This is a genomic window from Pseudoalteromonas sp. CNAT2-18.1 (assembly GCF_022347865.1).
Lineage (GTDB): Bacteria > Pseudomonadota > Gammaproteobacteria > Enterobacterales > Alteromonadaceae > Pseudoalteromonas > Pseudoalteromonas ruthenica.
In genome coordinates this window covers 165,390-184,492 of sequence record NZ_JAKRFR010000004.1, presented here as the reverse complement: position 1 = coordinate 184,492, position 19,103 = coordinate 165,390, and the positions used below count along the sequence as shown (strand labels likewise).

Below are 19,103 nucleotides of genomic sequence, written 5' to 3'. Positions count from 1 at the left end.
AATGGCGTTTTATGAAAATGGATCATGCTCACGGTGGTGCCTTAGCGGATTGCTTAGCGATAATATGCAATTATCATAACCGCCCCTTCTCTGGCGAAGCGCTTATCGCTGGCCTTCCTCTTGTTGAGGATAAGCTCACTCCTTCTGTGTTGTCACGCGCCGCCAAACGGGCAGGCTTTAAGTCGAAGCTCGTACATCGAGACCTTGATGCGGTTAATACCGCTTTACTGCCCGCCATTGTATTATTGGCAAACAATCAAGCCTGTGTGCTGCTAAGCTTCGATAAGCATAACGAGCAAGTATCTGTGATTTACCCTGAACTTGCAGATACGCCAGTACAACAAAGTACTGGGGAGTTTGAAAAAACCTACAGTGGCGCGGTTATCTACCTTCAGCCTGAATTTGCCTACGATGCCCGTGCGCCTTTGACTAATAAAAATAGCCGCGCCGGGTGGTTTTGGCCGATCATCAAAGAATGTCGCTCGCTGTATCGCGATGTGATTATTGCCGCACTATTCATAGGCTTGTTTTCAGTGACCATGCCGCTGTTTGTGATGAACGTATACGACCGCGTTGTCCCAAACCAAGCCGTACACACCTTATGGGTTTTAGGTATTGGCGCTATGTTGGCGCTCAGCGCCGATTTGGTGTTGCGTTTGATGCGCAGTTACTTTCTTGAATTAGCCGCGAGCCGTATCGATGTGAAAGTCTCAGCCACCATTATGGAGCGGGTACTCGGCATGCAACTGAAGAACAAGCCCCAATCTTCAGGTTCATTTGCCGCAAACCTTCACGCTTTTGAGTCTATCCGTGGATTCTTTAGCTCTATGACCTTAGTGGCGTTAGTCGATTTACCATTTGTATTAATTTACGTATTAATTATCGCACTGATTGGCTTAGAGTTAATTGTGCCGCTGATCATTGGCGCTATAGTCATTTTGCTGTACGCCCTTGCCAGTCACAATCGCCTTGAGCAGCTAAGTGACAACACCATGAAAGTCAGTGCCATGCGCAATGCCGTGCTGGTTGAAAGCTTAAATAACCTCGATGATATCAAAGCCTTTCATGGAGAATGTAAAGTGCAATCAGCGTGGGAGCGAGCGACACTGTATTTAGCGCGTATAAATGCCCAAAGCCGTTTGCTCAGCGCCTCAATTACTAATCTGTCTACTTGGATGCAACAAGGGGTCGGCATTGGCCTTATCATTGTCGGCGTGTACTTGGTGATTGACGGCGAATTAACGCAAGGCGGATTGATCGCCGCGTATCTGTTGTCTTCTCGCGCCATGGCCCCAATCTCGCAAACAGCCGCTGTGATGGCACAATATCACCACGCTGCTACGGCTATGGATTCACTTAATGAAATAATGGACAAGCCAGTGGAGCGACCAGAGGGCAAACACTGGGTATCTCATCCTGTCCTTAACGGCCACCTTCAGTTAGATCAAGTTAACTTTAGTTATGATGAAAACGCAGTGCCTATTATACGCAACGTGTCACTGCAAATTAATGTCGGTGAGCATGTGGCCCTGGTCGGTAAAAATGGCTCTGGCAAAAGCACCATTGAGAAGCTTCTTATGGGGTTATATAGCCCTAATGCAGGCCATATATTAGTTGATGACATTGATATCGGCCAACTCGACCCGGCTGAGCTACGCCACAATATAGGATACGTTCCCCAAGACGTGAGCTTAATGTACGGTACGTTAAGAGACAACATCACGCTTGGTGCGTGGCATGCCGAAGATGAACAAATAATAGCAGCTGCAGAGAAAGCTGGCCTGATGGAGCTTATCAACGCCCATCCTGACGGCCTTGATTTGCAAGTTGGCGAACAAGGAAAGTTACTCTCTGGCGGACAACGCCAAGCCGTTGCTCTGGCTCGGGCCCTCATCAATGACCCTCCGGTGTTGCTATTGGACGAGCCCAGTGCGGCCCTAGATCACAGCAGTGAGCAACGGTTAATTCATACCCTAAAACACTACTGCTCCAGCAAAACGCTAGTGCTTGTTACCCATCGTTCAGCCCTACTAGACCTCGTTGATAGAGTTATAGTCATGGACAAGGGCCAAATCATCGCCGATGGAGATAAAGCGACGATCACCTCTCACTTGACGAAAAAATCGGTGAAACACGCATCATGAAAGAGCAAGAACACCCGCCATCCAGTATTGAGCAAGCGAGTTTTGAGCGCTTAGGCCGAGGCATTCAACGCAGCGCCAAAAAGGGGTTATTCAATCGTCTGTTTAATGGTTTCTTCGTGCCTCCCAATCAGCAAGACTGGGTGGCTGATGCGCATTGGCAGCAAATGCAGCAGCAACCACTGGCGGCACGCGGTCTTCTTTATGCTATAGCTGTGGCGGTTATACTGCTGCTGGTGTGGGCCGCCTACGCACAACTAGATGAAGTGACACGCGGCGAAGGGCGGGTGATCCCCTCGCAAAAACTGCAAATTGTGCAATCTTATGACGGAGGCATGGTCGAGCAAATTCTCGTCAAGGAGGGGCAAGTTGTTGAACAAGGGGACCTCCTCGTCAAGGTCGACCCGACTCGGTTTGTCTCCAGCCTGCGTGAAAGCCGCGCCCAATATTTAGGGTTAAGCGCTGAAGTGGCTCGCTTACAAGCACTCACCGCCCATACTGAACTGGTATTTAGCGATGAATTAAAGCAACAGGCGCCTAATGCGATTAAGTATGAGCAAGCCCAATATCGCAGTAACAAGCAGGAATTGACCCAGCAAATTCGTATTCACCAACGGCAATTAGAACAGCGACGCCAAGACTATAATGAAACAGCAGCAGCCATTGAGCAGTACCGCGCCAGCTTAGCACTAAATCAACGAGAACTGAGGGTAACACGACCATTACTGCAATCTGGGGCCGTCTCTGAAGTCGACATAATCCGCTTGGAGCGACAGGCTGTGGACTTACAAGGTGAGATAAAGCGCGCCCAAGCGGCATTAAAGCGAACCCAGGCGGCGATTGAAGAAGCGCAAAGTAAAATTGACGAGGTCGAACTGACCATGGTGAACCGCTGGCGCGACCAACTCTCCGACTCGATGCTGCGCCTCGACGCCTTGCGGGAAACACAAACGGGGCTTGCTGATAAGGTTACACAAACAGATATTCGCTCGCCAGTTCGTGGCACTGTGCAACGCCTATTGGTCAATACCGTGGGCGCTGTGTTACAACCTGGCAGTGACTTGGTGGAGATCATCCCCCTTGATGATCAACTGCTTGTCGAGGCCAAAGTTGCGCCACAAGACATTGCCTTTTTACGCCCAGGACAGCCGGCGATGATCAAACTCACAGCCTATGACTTTACTATTTATGGCGGGTTGGAAGCCCAAGTCACTCACATCAGTGCCGATACTGTCACCGATGAGCGCGATAACACCTATTACTTAGTGCAATTAAAAACATCGCGCGGCTCATTGAGCGAGCAACTCACGATTATCCCAGGAATGACAACCCAAGTGGATATTATCACCGGGCAAAAAACGGTATTAGACTATTTGCTAAAACCCATTCTTAAAGCCACTTCTCAGGCGATGACGGAGCGTTAGCCATGGATCTGTTTATAACCGAACAAGGGCTCATATCCAGCCATTGGCAGCGCCTAGGTGAGCCAATAGAAGTGCTTTATGCTCTGCCCGAGCAAATACCCGATGCTCGTGTTGCTTGGGTACTCACTGGCATGCCCGATTGGCAGAAGATCATCGGCCAATTACATGCTCGTCATATCGCAATTATTTTGATGACCCGTAATCCCTGTGTCAGTGAATTACAACAAGGGTTTAGCTTAGGTGCGCGCGGCTATGTTGAACTGTTCGCCACTACGGCTGTACTTAAACAGGCGCGTGACGCGATTGAAAACAATGCTCTGTGGCTTCCTGGCTGCTTGCTAAGCAACCTTATTGGTGCGCTTTCCATCGCCGATAAGGCCTGTTCACCTACTTCTGCGGATTTAAGTAAACTGAGCGAGCGTGAATGTGAGGTCGCCAAGCTCGTGGCTCAAGGACAAACCAACAAGGCTATCGCGGCACGACTTTATATTTCTGAGCGTACTGTTAAACAGCATTTAAGCTCGACATTTGCAAAGCTACAGGTTAAAGACCGACTGCAATTAGCGTTGCATGTCAACGGTGCTGGGCAAGGGCATTAATGCCCCTGCTGAGTTTGAATACGGGCACTTACTCCCAACTCTTTGAGTAATTCAACAGCAATGTCTTGAGCCAATTCCTCCACCACGACCATCACTCCCAAAGGGCGCACTTGTGCACAAATATGCCTCACTAACTGTTGGGTGGCCTCATCATTACTGATGTTGTGCACCAAGGTGTTATCAAGCTTTATAATATCTAACCCCAACTGTTCTAAGCCATCAACTTGGTTCAGTGCTTGACCTGCATCCGTTAAACCTAATTGGCAACCCACTAATTTTGCCTCTCGGCAGAACTCTTTCACTTGTTCAGCCATGTTGATTAAACATGATTCAGAAAACTCCAAGGTTAGGCGCGATGCTAGCAGCCGCTCACTCGATATCAATGCAAGAATACTGGTATAAGCGATTTCATCTTCTAGAGTCGCTTCACTGAGTTTGATAGCAAGAGGCTGAGCGTAATGCAGCCATAACTTCTCATTGAAAAATGTTTTCACCGTTTTCCAGTCCAGCTGCGCATCCAATTGTTGCTCACTGAGCAGACGTTGATAGTAGCGTCGCGAATGGACCTTGTTACCCACTTTCAAATATAAACCGACTTCACTTTGCACGCAGCTATCGTCAAAATTCAGTACGTCTGTGAGCTTTAATTCAAACTGCTCTTTTTCAAGCGCTTGCGTTAAGGATTGCCCAGTCACCTCCGCTACTTGGTGGTGCTCGGTTGCAGCATCGGCGTACATATCTACGCCGGAAGCGGTAGCCATTGCCAACAACCGTTGACCTTGCTGCAAAGCCTCTTCACCGCTTTGCTTTTCTTCAATATAGGTAATACTGTGCCTCAGCTCTATCAGCCCATTATAGGTATCGCTAAATTCACTACAGCATTGCGTCAGCGTCCGTGAGCTATCCTCTGCAGCCATTACCTCATTGAGTCGAAGAGCAAAGTCACAATGACTGATACGCCCAAGTTGCCAGTCATGAAGGTTATCTTGCTGAGTTTCTGCATACCTAATCAGTAACTGCGCCAGCTCTTTCTCCAACCTATAAAACTGTTCCGGGTTTAAGCTCCCCCGCAGTTGCTCGTAATTTGCTAAACGCATTAGTATCAACACTTGCTGATGATGACTAACTTGCTTTAACTCTTGCTCCATACGCGACAGGAAGTACCGACCATTGGCCAGCCCTGTTGTTGTATCGTGCTGGGCTAGGTATTGTGCGCGGGCAATACGCTCGTTCCCTTCGCGCAGAATGCCACCAAAGCGCTCTGCCAGATGATTCATCGCCTCTGTCACCTCAGCTAATTCAGCCGTATTGGGAACTGTAAGTTGCTTAAATTGCTTTTTTGAGAACCCTTGGGCTTGAGCGACCACTCGCTCTAAAGGCTTCAGTACCCAACGTAAAATGAGTGAAGCAGCAATACAGCTCAATAACGCAACGATAGCAAAACCACTGGCTAAATTGAGCACATTGTCCCATAAAGCTTCTAATGCATATCTTTGCTGACTCTGAATATACAAGGTGCCGTATTGCTGCCAACCATTGCTTATTTGTGCAACGCCGGCGTCGACCTCAAAAGCAAACATCTGTGCAAACCAACTAGGTACTGAAGCATGTTCGTGCTGTGCAAGCGAACGCTCAACCACAACTTCCCCCTGTGTATCGACTAATTTAATCTGCTGATAGTGGCCGGTATCAAAGGCTGCTGAGACGAAAAGCTCAACGGTCACTGGGTCTTTGTCCATCTGACTGAGCGCAAGCGCTAAAGTTGTGGCATTATCGGCGTTTTTCAAATAAAGCTCTTCGGTGAAGCTAGATTTAACATTGTACCCGCTAATGAGTACGCTGCTGATCAACCCACTCAAAGCAATAACCACAATCACCAGCCACAGTTGTACCACCAGAGATATACGGTGCGCCCCACTGGACGCTGTAGATGCTTGCTTTATCACCACCTAACTCCTTGCTGTTCCATTTTCTTTAAAACCGAATGCCAGCGAGATAATCTCGCCCGAGGGTCGGCCACACTGTGAGTTGACGTTGCAGTCCACAGACCTTCACTGTTAAAGCTGAAAACCGGATATAAATCAGTGCGCTTCGCTGCTGGCAAAATAGCACTTGTGAGCGAGTCGAGAATGATGGGTTGGCTACTGGGGGTCGGGTAATAACCCAACACCATATGCGCTTGAAACTCTCGGCTGCGAGGGCCGCCTATTTGCGCTTTAACATAGATAAGCCGCAGCTTATTATCAGCGATGCCTAGCATCCTCAATGACGCGTATTTCGCTATGGCGTAGTCTTCACAATCGCCCAGCCCCTGACCTAAGGTTTCTAATGGCGTTGCCCAATAATCTTGTTGTTTGTAGAGAAGTTGGTCGGTGCGGTAGCGCACTTGCGTGGCAAAAAACTGATTGACCAGTTGCACTTTGCGGGTTTCGGTTTCAGCACTCAAGCTAGCTAGTAATTGCTGCCAGCGCTGCGCCACCAGTAAACGTTGAGTACCGTATTGGTTGCGCATAAGCGTTTGAAACAAGCCGCTGTCCATAGTTGCGCCAGCGTGAATGCCACTCATGAGCAATGTCATGGCGAACACTAAACCTAGCCCCAGCGACCGTATTTTGTTTATAATTTTCGCACTGCTCACTACGTCCTAAAGGCCTACATAGTTTCTGCGCACCGCTTAGGACGCAATGGGTTTAATTTATTAAAGCATAGCAGTGATTTTCAGTTCTGCAGCACCCGATGTTAGCCGTAAATGCAGTATAAAGAGGTGCTTAGAATAAGTTTGATATTAGAAATTAAAGCAAAAATGCAGCTATAGAAAGGCAAGAAAAGATAAAGCCCAAGCGCACTGGCGTACACTTGGGGCAATGTTGTATATCAGCAAGCACCTCAGTAGTAAGTGACCTTTTTTACCTTGCGAGGTTTACTCTGAGTAATGTAAAGATCGTGTACTAGCTTCATATCCAGCTCTAATTCAGTCGCATAACTATCGCCAACAACATAACTGCGTTTAACTCGAGCCCCTCGTATCACCCCTTGAACCCGCGCTTGCAGTACATCATCTCCAGCAATGGCATTGGCAACGGTGGTTTGCCCTTGCATTTGTTGGCCATAAACCTGCTCCGCCAACTCCCGATAGGCTTCTATCTTTGAAGCTTTCATCGCCATCAGCGATTTTTGCTGAGCGCTTTCACCGGGCTGCGGGGCGATAGGTGCATAACCAATCGCCCGTAAAATCGGATAATTGTCAGGCTGCTCTATGGCGTATTCAACGTGCTTATCAAACACGCTGCTGCAACCGAGCATGCTCCATGTGCTGATCAGCAGTATCATCATTCGTAGCATGTTTTGCTCCACACTGATTGTCTCTAAACCTATGCTCAGTAGTATGCACGATAAATGCCACTATTACAGGGGAGTTGGTATGTTCTTTGCTATCTTTGTTACAAAAACATTTTTAGGTGGGATAACTATGCGATATTTGGCATCTGTGTGCGCACTGATGATTGCACTAATAAGCCCGAGTGTCAGCGCCCAATGGTTGCAAACCACAGGGGTTGCGACTTTAGAGGATGGAGATACCGAAACAGCACGCGCCAACGCGGTCAGTGACGCTATAAAACAGGCGTTATTATATTCAGGGCTGGAGCTATCCAGTGTGCAGACCTTGACTAACGGCGTGCTCACTCAGGATCACCTTTCTTTGCAAGCACATGGTCAAGTACAACAAATGCAGCTTCTCGAAGAGCAACAAAGTGATGGCATGATAAGTGTCACCATGCAAATTGAAGTGTTAGACAACCCACAGCAATGCCCTGAACAAGACTTTATTAGCCACTTTGCTCTCACACGCACGGCATTGGATAATCCACAGCAAGCTCGTTATGGTCAAATATTTGACGTAGCCCCTGCTTTTACTAAGCAGCTCTACGCAATTATGAGCCAAACGCAATTAGCTATGCTGCCTATTCCTTATTTTAAAGAAGCGGTGGATGTTAGCCCCTTCTTTACACAGCAATTTCAGTATGATGAAAACGTACTGGAATATATTCGCGACAAAAGTAACAGTCAGTACGTGTTACTCTCGCAAATCACCGATATTTCCACCGGCAAGCAATTGAATAATGATTATGCATTTTGGCAGGATGAAAGCTATAACCGCTATTTTAATGTAGAGTTTGCGTTATTCGATGCCTTGAGTTTTGAAAAAATATGGCAAAAAGCCTATCAAACTCAAGGGCCTTGGCAGTTTGAAAAAACCGCTCGTATCGATGTAAACAGTGGCACTTTTTGGCAAAGCCAATACGGACGAGCCATTACTGCGCTTAGTGAGAAAGTGATGTTTGACCTTAACAATGAGCTGCGCTGCCTACCCACCCGTGGATTAATTCAGCATATTGATGGTGACCAAGTAGTTGTCAACTTAGGTAAAGCCAACGGCTTAGTGATGGGTCAGCAACTCACTTTGGCGCATAGCAGCAACCTCACCACCTATGCAGGCAAACATTTGCCACGTCAGGTAACCACCTTACACCGTGTAGAAGTGAATCAGCTTTACCAACACAGTGCCATTGCCACTAATATTGGTAAACGGCCACTGGCGAATATTCAACTCAACGACTTAGTGTTGCTGAGCCAATAGCCTAGGCTCAGCACTTTCCTGCGTACCATTTAAAAACAAGATACGTTCAACGTTCGATTTTAACAATCAAAGTCATCAATTCTTACTGATATACAAATCAATTCGCTTTTGTCACACTGTACCCAACACATCGAAAGGAGATTATCAGTATGACAACATTAAACAACAGCGAAGGCCAACGAATTCCTCAGGTGACATTTGCAGTGCGTAAAGGCGAGCAATGGCAACAACTTACCTCAGACGATATCTTTTCAGGTAAGACGGTCGTGGTTTTCTCATTGCCCGGTGCGTTTACACCAACCTGCTCGTCAACACACTTACCACGCTACAACGAGCTTGCCGGTGTACTAAAACAAAATGGCGTAGATGACATTGTCTGCGTGTCGGTAAACGATACATTTGTGATGAATGCGTGGGCTGAGCACCAAGAAGCCGACAATATTACCTTACTCCCTGACGGTAACGGCGAGTTCACTGACGGCATGGGCATGCTGGTCGACAAGAATGACCTAGGTTTTGGTAAACGTAGCTGGCGCTACTCCATGCTCGTGAAAGACGGCGTGGTCGAGAAGATGTTTATCGAGCCGCAAAAACCAGGCGACCCTTTTGAGGTATCGGATGCAGATACTATGCTTGATTATATTAACCCCAAACAAAGTAAGCCACAGCCAGTAAGCATTATTACAAAGCCGGGATGCCCGTTTTGTACCAAAGCGAAAGCAATGCTTACGCAGCACGGTCTTGCTTTTGAGGAAATTGTGTTGGGTAGTCAAGCGTCGCTTACCAGCTTAAAAGCAATGTCCGGTAGAGATACGGTACCGCAAGTATTTATTGGTGGGCAACATATAGGTGGCTCTGATGATTTAGCGAGATACTTCGAATAACCCCCATCAGATCCTAGAAGGGTTACTATATGCGTAACCCTCTTTTCTAGTAAATAAACACCCAAATCGTGCTTCTAAGAAGTATCACGACAAACAATTTACTTCGACATACGCGTGACAGCTTCCTCATCCATTATCGAAAAAGCGCTATTTACTTTTTGCTTATGGCATCGTGTTCTTTGGTTTGTTTTTGACCAAGCTCGATGTTACCCTAGTCGAAACGGACTATAACTTATTGATAAATGGAATTATCGCATGACTCTCCAATTAGCAGACTATGAAATTAATATACGCTCATTTCACCCAGAGAAAACATTCGGTTGGTCAGGCCTCATGTTTGAAGGGGACAATCGTGGGTTTTCTCTAAAGCCGAGTGGTACTGAAGGTGTAACATCTCGCATTTGGCATAAGTTTTACCTCTCGACTAAAGAAAATAAAGTACACTCAAAAGAAACTGTTTCAGATCCATCAAAAGCTCCTTGGGAGAGAGCAAAAAGAGTTTATAATGGTGAATTGGCACCAAAAGGACGCACTTTTCTTACAAGCAGAGTTTTTCCCAATAAACACATTTACCAGTATAGGATGGAAGGTCAATATGGTGGTGTTAACCACGCTATGCCAGGCTCCCCTGAGATACAAGAAGCTCTAGATTTCTCCTATGTTCCGACCTTAAATGTTAAATACAAAATCGTTATAGATATTGACAGGCAAAACGGTCACATGGACATTGTAACTTATATTACTGGCGATGGTTTTCCAAATTGCGAGGCTTTTATTGTAGGCCCTGGTGGACAAGCCGTTTCATTGGGTGTACACGTTCGAAAAGGAGCAGCACCTGTGAGTTTATCTTTAAATGCTGACTACCCGATGATAGCAAGCGCAATACGATTACCCCTTAATAACAATGGTAGTTTTAAAGGGACTGTTGGTGATGAACTCTTTAGGCGAACCAATAAACAACCAAAACTAAAGTTCCAAAAAATAACTGATTGGAATTACCGGTTTATCTCTATTCCTGCTAATAGTGGTCACTGTATGTTACTCGAAAAAGCAAGTTTAAAGTATTGCTTTGATGGCTTACTAAAGTAAAGGAAACTTCATGAAATACTCCTCCAACACTCACTTTTATAAAATACTGCTAGTTGGGTTAATGGTCGCATTTTTATCTTCCTGTACAGAAGTCAAAAAAAGAGAACCTGCAACTTATCTAATACCTGAAGGATACGTAGGATCCTTATATATTGTGTTCAACGCACCAAATGGTCAACCACCCAAGTATGAAGGTAACTCGAGGGTGTATCATATCCCCCCTTCAGGTGTGCTTGTGACACAGATGGATGCCAATGAAGGTTGGAGTGAAAGTAGTGAAATTAAGTACTTCTCTGTGAGTCAATCAGGTAAACGAGCTCCCATTAGCACTGTTTCCGAGGATACCCCTGATAATAAAAGAGCATTATATTCTGGTGGCTTGGGTGAAGCAGGCCCCATCTTTGGATGTACTGTGATCAATAAAAAATTTACTATCGGCACGAAATCAGAAAGAACCGACTCAAATAAGTTACTAACGATTTTTGAAGCTATCAAAGTTAAAAACATTGATAAAAAGCTATTTGAAGGTATGTGCTAACACTTATCTACCGCAAAATTTCAAAATTAAACATTCAAGTCTAGGACATGGTTTCAGTAAGCTGAAAGAAGGGTACTTGGTGGGTTTAAAAGTAATTAATGGTTTTATTGGCAGCCCCTGCAGGAATCGAACCTGCAACTACCCCTTAGGAGGGGGTTGTTATATCCATTTAACTAAGAGGCCACTGGCCTCTATTATCAAATAACTTCACCTTAAATAGCAATAGCTTAAAGCACAAACGCTGAGCTATTAACCATGTGGCAATAGGTCATCTAAGACGAAGTAAGGAATAAACTGGCGGGCGCTGGCTTTAATGACTTGATCCTGACTACTGATCACTCGAGCATTAATTACCACACCATTGGGGCGGTACACCAGTGTACCGGTGAGAACATGGTCTACACCCACCGACTCAGCCAACTCGCTGGCATGACGAGAGAGGGCAAAGTCGCCGGATGGTTGAACAGAAATAGCGCGTTTAAGCTTGTGCTCGACCGTTGCAAAACCAAATTGTTGCAGGTCTGTCATCAGCCCTTCGGCTAACTGGTTACCAAGGGCGCCAGCGCTATCAAGGCGATGATCAAAGTCAACGAAACTGGTCACTGCAATATGGCTGACATGTTGTGTCGCCATGGTATCACTGAGTTTCAATGCCAATTGTTGAGTGTAGTCCCCTAGGTGTTTGTGGTGAGCATTGTTAAACCCTCTATCAACACTGATATACAGAGGGTTTATCTCGACCTTGCTTGGCTCACTTTGAGCCCATGCAGCCATGGCCATGGTTGTTACCATGGCGCCAACAAGAAAACGCTTTATCATTGTTTTTACCCACTTAAGCCATATAGTCGGTTATCGGCGCCAGGGCTAAAAACTTTATAACTAATTCGCTTGGCTGAGCTCCACACCATTATAACTGGCGTTACTCAGTAACGCGTTTACTACATCGTTGGGGATCAAACCTTGAGAGCTGGCAATGACCATTTTCGAATTGACGCTAACAATCCGCGCATTCACTAAGACTCCGCCTTGGTGTTTCACCAGCGTGCCCGCTAACACTAAGCGCATTGGGTGATCTTGCTGCAACTCTAAAAAGTCACGGCTATAAGCGAAATCACCTTCAGGGGTTACACGAATGTAATCGGTGGTCTTGTAATCCACCACAGGCACCCCAAATTCATGCAACTCATGCATAAAGCTCTCTGCCAATTGGTTGCCCAATAATGTGCCCTGCTGGTAGTCGGTATCTAAGTAGACGAAGCTTGATACTGCCATAACCTGATTTTGTGCGCTGGCGTCAATGTTACTCATCATATCTTGCATCAATCCGCGCACATAATGGTTAATGTTTTTCACAGAATGTTTCGCGTAACTTTGGCGGCTAGAATGTACTTTAAGAGGATTGTTAAGGCCTTGATACTGAGCTGTATTACCAGCCACGGATTGCTCTGGGGCACCAATCACTTTAACCTGCTGATGGGCACTTTCATACTCTTCAATTGCTTGACGCTTTACTTCATCTTCATGCGCGGTCCATTGATTCATACTGGCACAACCAGCTACAGCTAAAGTCAGCGATAAAAGCCCTGAAATTGCGGGAGTGTTCATAGTCTTTCCTCGTTAATAAGCGCGGCGCTCAATATGGCCATTTTGCATATGTACTTTATCGGCACTAGTTAACACATTATTAGGTAAATAGTCCGTCGCCGCCGCGACCACCTCATTATTACTGATGTTAATCATCCGCACATTGACCACATAAGCATCTTGCTGTGGGGTCATAGTCCCGGTAACAAAAAAGTCGATACCGTGACGGGCTGCTAACTGCCCTACCTCGCGGCTCAACATAACATCTCCGCCGTCACGCAAAGCAATGCTATTACGGGTTCGGTATTCAACCACAGAGAAACCCATTTGATTGTAGAGGGTGATAAAACTCTCTTGAAGTTGTAGAGCTATCTGATGTTGCTGAGGTGTCATTTGCTTGAGCGTTAATGACTGGGGCGGCAAAAAGGTGCCGACTGCGACTTTGGCACCCGGAGCAATGCTTTGCAGCGCCGCTGTCATATTATTGGCAAGACGGACACTATATTGGTGAATAGTATTTTCTTGTACAGGTCGGTATTCACCGACGCGGGGCACAATTTCTATGCGTTGTGAAGGCGCACAAGCCGTCACCAGCGCCGCTAGCAAAATCGTGATTAAGAGTCGCATGACACCCTCATCGAAACACATTTATGAAAATTATTTAATGTGCTTGCAATAAAAGTGCCAGCAATAACCTGAGGCTAGATTAAATAGCAACAGGCGCCTTGATATGAGGATGGCACTGGTAATCCACCAGCTCAAAGTCATCAAAGCTAAAAGAAAAGATATCTTTCACTTCAGGGTTAATCTTCATGGTCGGTTTGGCGAAGGGTTCACGCCCAAGCTGTTCGTCTACTTGCTGTAAGTGGTTCAAGTACAAGTGCGCATCGCCAAAGGTATGGACAAAGTCGCCTAATTCTAAATCGCATACTTGCGCTATCATCATGGTCAGTAACGCATAGCTGGCAATATTAAACGGCACACCTAAGAAAATATCTGCACTACGTTGGTATAGCTGACAACTCAGCTTGCCATCAAGCACATAGAATTGGAATAGCGTGTGACACGGCGGTAGTGCTTGTTTTCCCTTAGCGGCATTTTCGCTAGGGCTAAACTGAGTGTCTGGCAACAATGCTGGATTCCAGGCACTGACAATTAAGCGTCGTGAATCTGGATTAGTTTTAATTTGCTCGACCACGTCCTTAATCTGGTCAATCACTTCGCCATTAGGACCTTCCCAGCTGCGCCATTGTTTGCCATACACTGGGCCCAGCTCACCTTCTGCCGTGGCCCAACCATCCCAAATGCGCACGCCATTATCGTTAAGATAACCAATATTGGTATCGCCCTTAAGGAACCACAACAACTCGTGGATAATCGAGCGCAAATGACACTTCTTGGTGGTCACCAAGGGAAATCCTTCTTGCAAATTAAAGCGCATTTGATAGCCGAATACACTAAGGGTGCCGGTACCGGTCCGGTCTTCTTTTTTGGTGCCATGCTCTTTCACATGGCGCATTAAATCTAAATATTGCTTCATAGTATTAGCTTGGTTGTTGTGAACCGTGTTTCTCTGTGCTGTTGTTATGCTGGTATGCCCAATACATCAGCCCAGCACCCACGATAATCATTGGCAAGGATAAAATTTGCCCCATGGAAATAAAGTCTGCAAACAGGCCTAAATGAGCGTCAGGTTCACGGAAGTACTCAATGGCAAAACGGAATACCCCGTAACCGAGTAAAAACAATCCGGCGACACTGCCTGCTGGGCGTGGCTTGCGTATAAACCACTGCAAAATAAGAAACAGCACGAGGCCCTCAAAAAATGCCTCGTATAATTGTGAAGGGTGTCTTGGCTCAGGCCCGCCAGTAGGAAATACCATAGCCCAAGGCACATCAGATGCGCGCCCCCAAAGCTCGCCATTGATAAAGTTACCAATGCGCCCGGCCAGCAGTCCTAACGGCACCAAAGGCACCACAAAATCGCCCACCGCCAAGATTGACTTACCTTTAGCTTTAGCGAACCACACAATAGCCGCGATCACGCCGAGGGTGCCTCCGTGAAAGGACATTCCGCCTTGGTCAATACGCAGTAAATACAATGGATTTTCGAGGAAATAGCTAAACTGATAAAACAGCACATAGCCCACACGTCCGCCGAGGATCACACCGAGCATGCCGTAAAACAGCAGATCGCTTACCTGCTCTTTGCTCCACCCTGAGCCAGGTTTTGCTGCTTGTCGGTTTGCCAGCCACAGAGCGAAAGCAAAGCCAATTAAATACATCAAGCCATACCAACGTACAGCCACCGGACCCACTTCAAAAATAATGGGGTCGATTTGCGGAAACTCTAAAGCCATAAATTCCAATGCCTAACTAAACACCATTCGCAAGGCGATCACCACCAATAGCACGGCGAAGATTTTCTTAATTTGCGATACTGGTAAAAAATGCGTTGCTCGCGCGCCAAAAGGAGCAGTGAACCAGGAGGTGACAACAATCCCCGCTAAAGCAGGTAAATACACAAAGCCCAAGAAGCCATCGCTTAAACTCTTCACTTGCCACCCGGAGGCAATGTAACCCAAGCAGCCAAACAGCGCAATGGCTATGCCACTGACTGCGGCGCAGCCAATGGCCTTTTTCATATCCACAGAAAAATAATTTAAAAGCGGCACCACAAGCGCGCCGCCGCCGATACCGATTAACCCGGATATGGCCCCAAGTACCGAGGTACTAGCAGCAACCACAGGACCTCTAGGCATGGCCCGAGTCTTCATTACTCTGCGCGTAGAGACAATCATACGCATCGCAATGAACATCACACAGACAGCAAATATGGTTTTCAATCCCTGTTGAGGTATATAACTTGCCATAAAGCCGCTTATCAGGGCGCCCAGTGAGACGCCTACAAGCACCCAAGGTGCAACTTGCCAGGGGACATTTTGATTACGATGATGCGCCAAAGCAGAAGAGGTGGAGGTAAATAAAATCGAAGCCAAGGAGGTAGCAATGGCAATCACTAACACGTGCTCAACATCCGTGACATGAAAGTGCACCAATAACGCCGAAAGCGCCGGGACAATAAGTAAGCCGCCTCCTATTCCCAGTAATCCAGCTAAAAAGCCTACTACGCTGCCAAGCACTGTGCATAGCAAAAATAGCCATATCAGGTCAGCCATACCGCCCTTCTTATAAACTTTTCTTATAGCGCTAATATATCAGGTTATAAAGGCAATTTCACGACCACTTATTGATCACTCTTTTTGCGTATAAAGAAGCGCGCCAAGGTGGTTTTCGAGCATAAATTCACGCACCAAGCGGTGCACTTTCTTTGCACTGGAAGCAGCCAAACATTGATGCAATAGCACCTCACAGGCAGCCAAGCCGACACGGCGGATCACCCATTTCACTTTGTGTAAGGAGCTGAAGTTCATACTTAGGCTGTCAAATCCCATAGCAATAAGGAGCACCGCGCCTTCAGGCTCACCGGCAAGTTCACCACATAGGCTAAAGGGAAAGTTGGCGTTTTGGCATTGCTGGGCAATACCGTTTAAAGCTCGTAAAACCGCAGGATGATAAGGATCAAAAAGCCCAGCCACTCTGGAATTAGCTCTATCCACAGCTAACAGATACTGAGTTAAATCGTTGCTGCCCACCGAACAAAAATCAACTTTGGCCGCTAACTCCTTGAGTAAATACATGCTCGAGGGCACCTCAATCATCACTCCCACTAGCGGCTTATCAATATAGCTGAATTGATCCGGTGCATCTTGTTGCAACTCATAATAAGCACGTTCCATCAGCGCAGACGCGTCATCGACCTCCCCGATATCACTTATCATCGGCAACATAATACGTAGATTACCCAAGCCAGTATTGGCCTTGATCATGGCTTTCAGTTGATCGAGGAAAAGCTCCGGATGATCCAAACTTACGCGAATACCGCGCCACCCTAAGAACGGATTTTCCTCGTCAATATCGAAATAATCCAGTGCCTTATCGCCGCCAATATCCAGTGTACGCATAGTAACTGGCGCAGGGTGGTAGCTGCTGAGTACTTGGCGATACCACACCTCTTGCTCATGCTGAGACGGAAACGTTCCCTTTTGCATAAACCATGATTCGGTGCGGTACAGCCCAACACCATCGCAATATCGGGCACTATTGAGCTCACTGCCTAAATCCAAGCCAGCGTTAAGCAACAAGTCGATGCTTTTCCCGTCTGCGGTTTTCGCCTCGAGATGGTGCTCAGACTCAAACTGGTCATGTAATTTAGCATCGTGATGCTGTACTTGCGCATACTCTTGCTTAAGAGCCTCGCTAGGACATAAATAGACGCGCCCCGCATAAGCATCAACAATCAATTCCTTTTGGTCAAACTGCAATAGAGGAATATCATTGATGCCCCACACGGTGGGAATGTTCATCGCCTTGGTAAGAATAGAGGCATGGGAGTTGGCCGCACCATGGACGCTGACCACCCCTTTGAGTTTTTCTTTGGGAACCTGAGCTAGCATAGCTGGGGTTAATGTGTGCGCCACCAAAATTGTATCGTCTGGATACACCTTGGTGGCCTTCTCGGTATTTAATAGGTGGTGCAGAACCCGTAAACCAATGTCTTTAACATCAACGGCGCGCTCCTTTATATAAGGATCTTGCATGGCATTGAATTGCTGCACTAGACGCTCAATAACCCGCTTCAAAGCACTTTTGGCGCACCAACCATCGGCTATTTCTAATTCAACATCACGTCCTAAGCTCTTCGCATCAAGAAGCTGTAAATACACTTCAAAGACGGCCACAGCCTCATCGGGAAGGTGCCCTTGCATCGACGCTGCCAGGGTGCTGAATTCTTTGTGAGTGGCGGCTACGGCTTGGAAAAATAGCTGCTTTTGTTTGAGTTTGTTAGGCTCTTTGCGCATTTCAACCGACGAAAAGTCAACCTTAGGCAACACCACATAGGCCTGCCCTAAAGCGATACCCGGCGAGCCGGATATGCCTTTGAGAGTTGTGGAGCGCTGGCTTTGCCCATCTTGGTTGAGCAAGGTTTGCAGTTGTGCGTCGGCCAACTGAGGTGCTAGCTGAGCAGAAAGAGTAATTAAAAATGACTCTTCATCTTCACTGAATACGCGCGCAGCCTGCTGCTGCACGACAATAACACCGAGCACGCGGCGTTGATGCACAATAGGTACAGAGAGAAAAGCATTGTACTGATCTTCTTGCACTAAATCGGAGGTGACAAAGCGCGGGTGCGATTTGGCATAAGCCAAATTAATAGGTTCTTCACGCTGCGCCACTAAGCCCACCAAGCCTTCAGTAAAGCCGACTCGAAACTGACCCACAGCACCAGGATTGAGGCCATCAGAGGCCATTAAAACGAAGTTATCTTTACTGTAATCAGCGAAGTAAATTGAGCAACACTCAGTGCGCATCGCTTTTTTTACTTGCGATACAAATACCACCAATGCGCTTTCCAAGCTCGGTTGCTGAGCAACTTGCTCGACGATGGTGCGCATGGTGGCTAACATGGTGTTCTCCTATCGGCGTTGGCGCCACTGCCCTTGCGGCTGTGACTCCTTGCGATTAAAAGGCATAGCAACCGGCGCAAACTCTTTCATTACCCGGCGGTATACGTCGCGTTTAAAGGCCACGACCTGACGTACAGGATACCAATAACTCACCCAACGCCAGTCATCAAACTCAGGGTGGTGAGTTTTAAGTAAATCTACGTCTTCATCTTTGCACTTTAATTTTAGCAAGAACCATTTTTGTTTTTGGCCAATACACACAGGTGTGGAATCTCTGCGGATCAACCGCTTCGGTAACTTATAACGCAACCAATGTCTAGAACTTGCCAGTATCTCTACATCTTCAGGGAGTAAGCCAACCTCCTCGTGTAATTCACGATACATGGTTTGCTCGGGCGTTTCCCCATCGTCTACGCCACCTTGCGGGAATTGCCAAGAATGCTGTCCGTAACGACGAGCCCAAAAGACTTGGCCTTGGTTATTACAAATTACGATTCCGACATTGGCACGAAAACCTTCGGCATCAATCACCTTAGTGCCTCATTTGTAAGTCGATTTTTATCGATTGTTCCATAATCCCTAAAGCACAGCAAATATTATTCGCACTAAACACCAACTTACTCACAAGTTGTGCATAACTTTTAAAAAACAAGGGTAAAAATAGAACAAATCCACAA

The 19,103-nt window shown here is 46.7% G+C and carries 18 protein-coding genes and 1 tRNA gene; 7 read left to right on the top strand and 12 right to left on the bottom strand.

Annotated features, from left to right (window positions below; genetic code table 11):
- The first annotated feature begins 11 nt into the window (after positions 1-11).
- Genes MHM94_RS10135 through MHM94_RS10125 form a run of 3 tightly spaced genes read left to right on the top strand, consistent with a single transcriptional unit; the run spans position 12 to position 4,164 of the window.
- Positions 12-2,144: a type I secretion system permease/ATPase gene (locus tag MHM94_RS10135; protein WP_235419872.1), complete on the top strand. Its 2,133-nt coding sequence runs from the start codon at positions 12-14 to the stop codon at positions 2,142-2,144.
- The gene (locus tag MHM94_RS10130) at positions 2,141-3,565 is read left to right on the top strand and encodes an HlyD family type I secretion periplasmic adaptor subunit (RefSeq protein WP_235419871.1); all 1,425 of its coding nucleotides are present in this window, start codon (positions 2,141-2,143) and stop codon (positions 3,563-3,565) included. The genes MHM94_RS10135 and MHM94_RS10130 overlap by 4 nt, the downstream gene beginning before the upstream one ends.
- Before the next feature lie 2 nt (positions 3,566-3,567).
- Positions 3,568-4,164, top strand: coding sequence for a response regulator transcription factor (locus MHM94_RS10125; RefSeq protein WP_052698132.1), 597 nt, complete (start codon positions 3,568-3,570; stop codon positions 4,162-4,164).
- Here the strand turns inward: MHM94_RS10125 and MHM94_RS10120 are convergent.
- From MHM94_RS10120 to MHM94_RS10110, 3 genes are all read right to left on the bottom strand, one after another.
- Positions 4,161-6,110 carry a LapD/MoxY N-terminal periplasmic domain-containing protein gene (locus tag MHM94_RS10120; RefSeq protein ID WP_235419870.1) on the bottom strand — a complete coding sequence of 650 codons (1,950 nt, stop codon included), beginning with the start codon at positions 6,108-6,110 and terminating at the stop codon, positions 4,161-4,163. The genes MHM94_RS10125 and MHM94_RS10120 overlap by 4 nt on opposite strands.
- Complete coding sequence (locus MHM94_RS10115) at positions 6,107-6,742, bottom strand: transglutaminase-like cysteine peptidase (protein WP_235419869.1); 636 nt, start codon at positions 6,740-6,742, stop codon at positions 6,107-6,109. The genes MHM94_RS10120 and MHM94_RS10115 overlap by 4 nt, the downstream gene beginning before the upstream one ends.
- A 308-nt stretch (positions 6,743-7,050) precedes the next feature.
- On the bottom strand, positions 7,051-7,506 hold the full coding sequence (locus MHM94_RS10110) for an LPP20 family lipoprotein (protein ID WP_026110991.1): 456 nt from the start codon (positions 7,504-7,506) through the stop codon (positions 7,051-7,053).
- 127 nt (positions 7,507-7,633) lie between these two features.
- Between MHM94_RS10110 and MHM94_RS10105 the strand changes: the two genes are divergently transcribed.
- The 4 genes from MHM94_RS10105 (at position 7,634) to MHM94_RS10090 (ending at position 11,314) form a co-directional block, all read left to right on the top strand.
- Positions 7,634-8,803: a flagellar assembly protein T N-terminal domain-containing protein gene (locus tag MHM94_RS10105; RefSeq protein WP_022944072.1), complete on the top strand. Its 1,170-nt coding sequence runs from the start codon at positions 7,634-7,636 to the stop codon at positions 8,801-8,803.
- Between the two features lie 149 nt (positions 8,804-8,952).
- A complete protein-coding gene (locus MHM94_RS10100; RefSeq protein ID WP_235419868.1) occupies positions 8,953-9,687 on the top strand; it encodes a glutathione peroxidase in 735 nt (244 codons plus the stop codon).
- Between the two features lie 255 nt (positions 9,688-9,942).
- Positions 9,943-10,776: a hypothetical protein gene (locus MHM94_RS10095; RefSeq protein ID WP_235419867.1), complete on the top strand. Its 834-nt coding sequence runs from the start codon at positions 9,943-9,945 to the stop codon at positions 10,774-10,776.
- A gap of 10 nt (positions 10,777-10,786) precedes the next feature.
- Positions 10,787-11,314 (top strand): hypothetical protein, encoded by a 528-nt coding sequence (locus tag MHM94_RS10090; protein ID WP_235419866.1) that lies wholly within the window; start codon positions 10,787-10,789, stop codon positions 11,312-11,314.
- A gap of 108 nt (positions 11,315-11,422) precedes the next feature.
- Here the strand turns inward: MHM94_RS10090 and MHM94_RS10085 are convergent.
- The 9 genes from MHM94_RS10085 to rppH all read right to left on the bottom strand — a co-directional run bounded on the left by MHM94_RS10085 (position 11,423) and on the right by rppH (position 18,957).
- Positions 11,423-11,497 (bottom strand) — tRNA-Arg (locus tag MHM94_RS10085).
- 66 nt (positions 11,498-11,563) lie between these two features.
- On the bottom strand, positions 11,564-12,133 hold the full coding sequence (locus MHM94_RS10080) for a FlgO family outer membrane protein (RefSeq protein WP_235419865.1): 570 nt from the start codon (positions 12,131-12,133) through the stop codon (positions 11,564-11,566).
- 60 nt (positions 12,134-12,193) lie between these two features.
- Complete coding sequence (locus tag MHM94_RS10075; RefSeq protein WP_022944078.1) at positions 12,194-12,919, bottom strand: FlgO family outer membrane protein; 726 nt, start codon at positions 12,917-12,919, stop codon at positions 12,194-12,196.
- Between the two features lie 12 nt (positions 12,920-12,931).
- Complete coding sequence (locus MHM94_RS10070) at positions 12,932-13,525, bottom strand: FlgO family outer membrane protein (RefSeq protein WP_151172377.1); 594 nt, start codon at positions 13,523-13,525, stop codon at positions 12,932-12,934.
- 79 nt (positions 13,526-13,604) lie between these two features.
- Complete coding sequence (locus MHM94_RS10065) at positions 13,605-14,438, bottom strand: thymidylate synthase (RefSeq protein WP_022944080.1); 834 nt, start codon at positions 14,436-14,438, stop codon at positions 13,605-13,607.
- A gap of 4 nt (positions 14,439-14,442) precedes the next feature.
- Positions 14,443-15,258, bottom strand: a complete 816-nt coding sequence (gene lgt, locus MHM94_RS10060) for a prolipoprotein diacylglyceryl transferase (RefSeq protein WP_022944081.1) — start codon at positions 15,256-15,258, stop codon at positions 14,443-14,445.
- A 12-nt stretch (positions 15,259-15,270) separates the two neighbouring features.
- Positions 15,271-16,077 (bottom strand): sulfite exporter TauE/SafE family protein, encoded by an 807-nt coding sequence (locus MHM94_RS10055; RefSeq protein ID WP_235419864.1) that lies wholly within the window; start codon positions 16,075-16,077, stop codon positions 15,271-15,273.
- Positions 16,078-16,152: 75 nt separating this feature from the next.
- Positions 16,153-18,426 carry a phosphoenolpyruvate--protein phosphotransferase gene (gene ptsP, locus MHM94_RS10050; protein ID WP_235419863.1) on the bottom strand — a complete coding sequence of 758 codons (2,274 nt, stop codon included), beginning with the start codon at positions 18,424-18,426 and terminating at the stop codon, positions 16,153-16,155.
- A gap of 9 nt (positions 18,427-18,435) precedes the next feature.
- The gene (gene rppH / locus MHM94_RS10045; RefSeq protein ID WP_022944084.1) at positions 18,436-18,957 is read right to left on the bottom strand and encodes an RNA pyrophosphohydrolase; all 522 of its coding nucleotides are present in this window, start codon (positions 18,955-18,957) and stop codon (positions 18,436-18,438) included.
- Positions 18,958-19,103 lie beyond the last annotated feature (146 nt).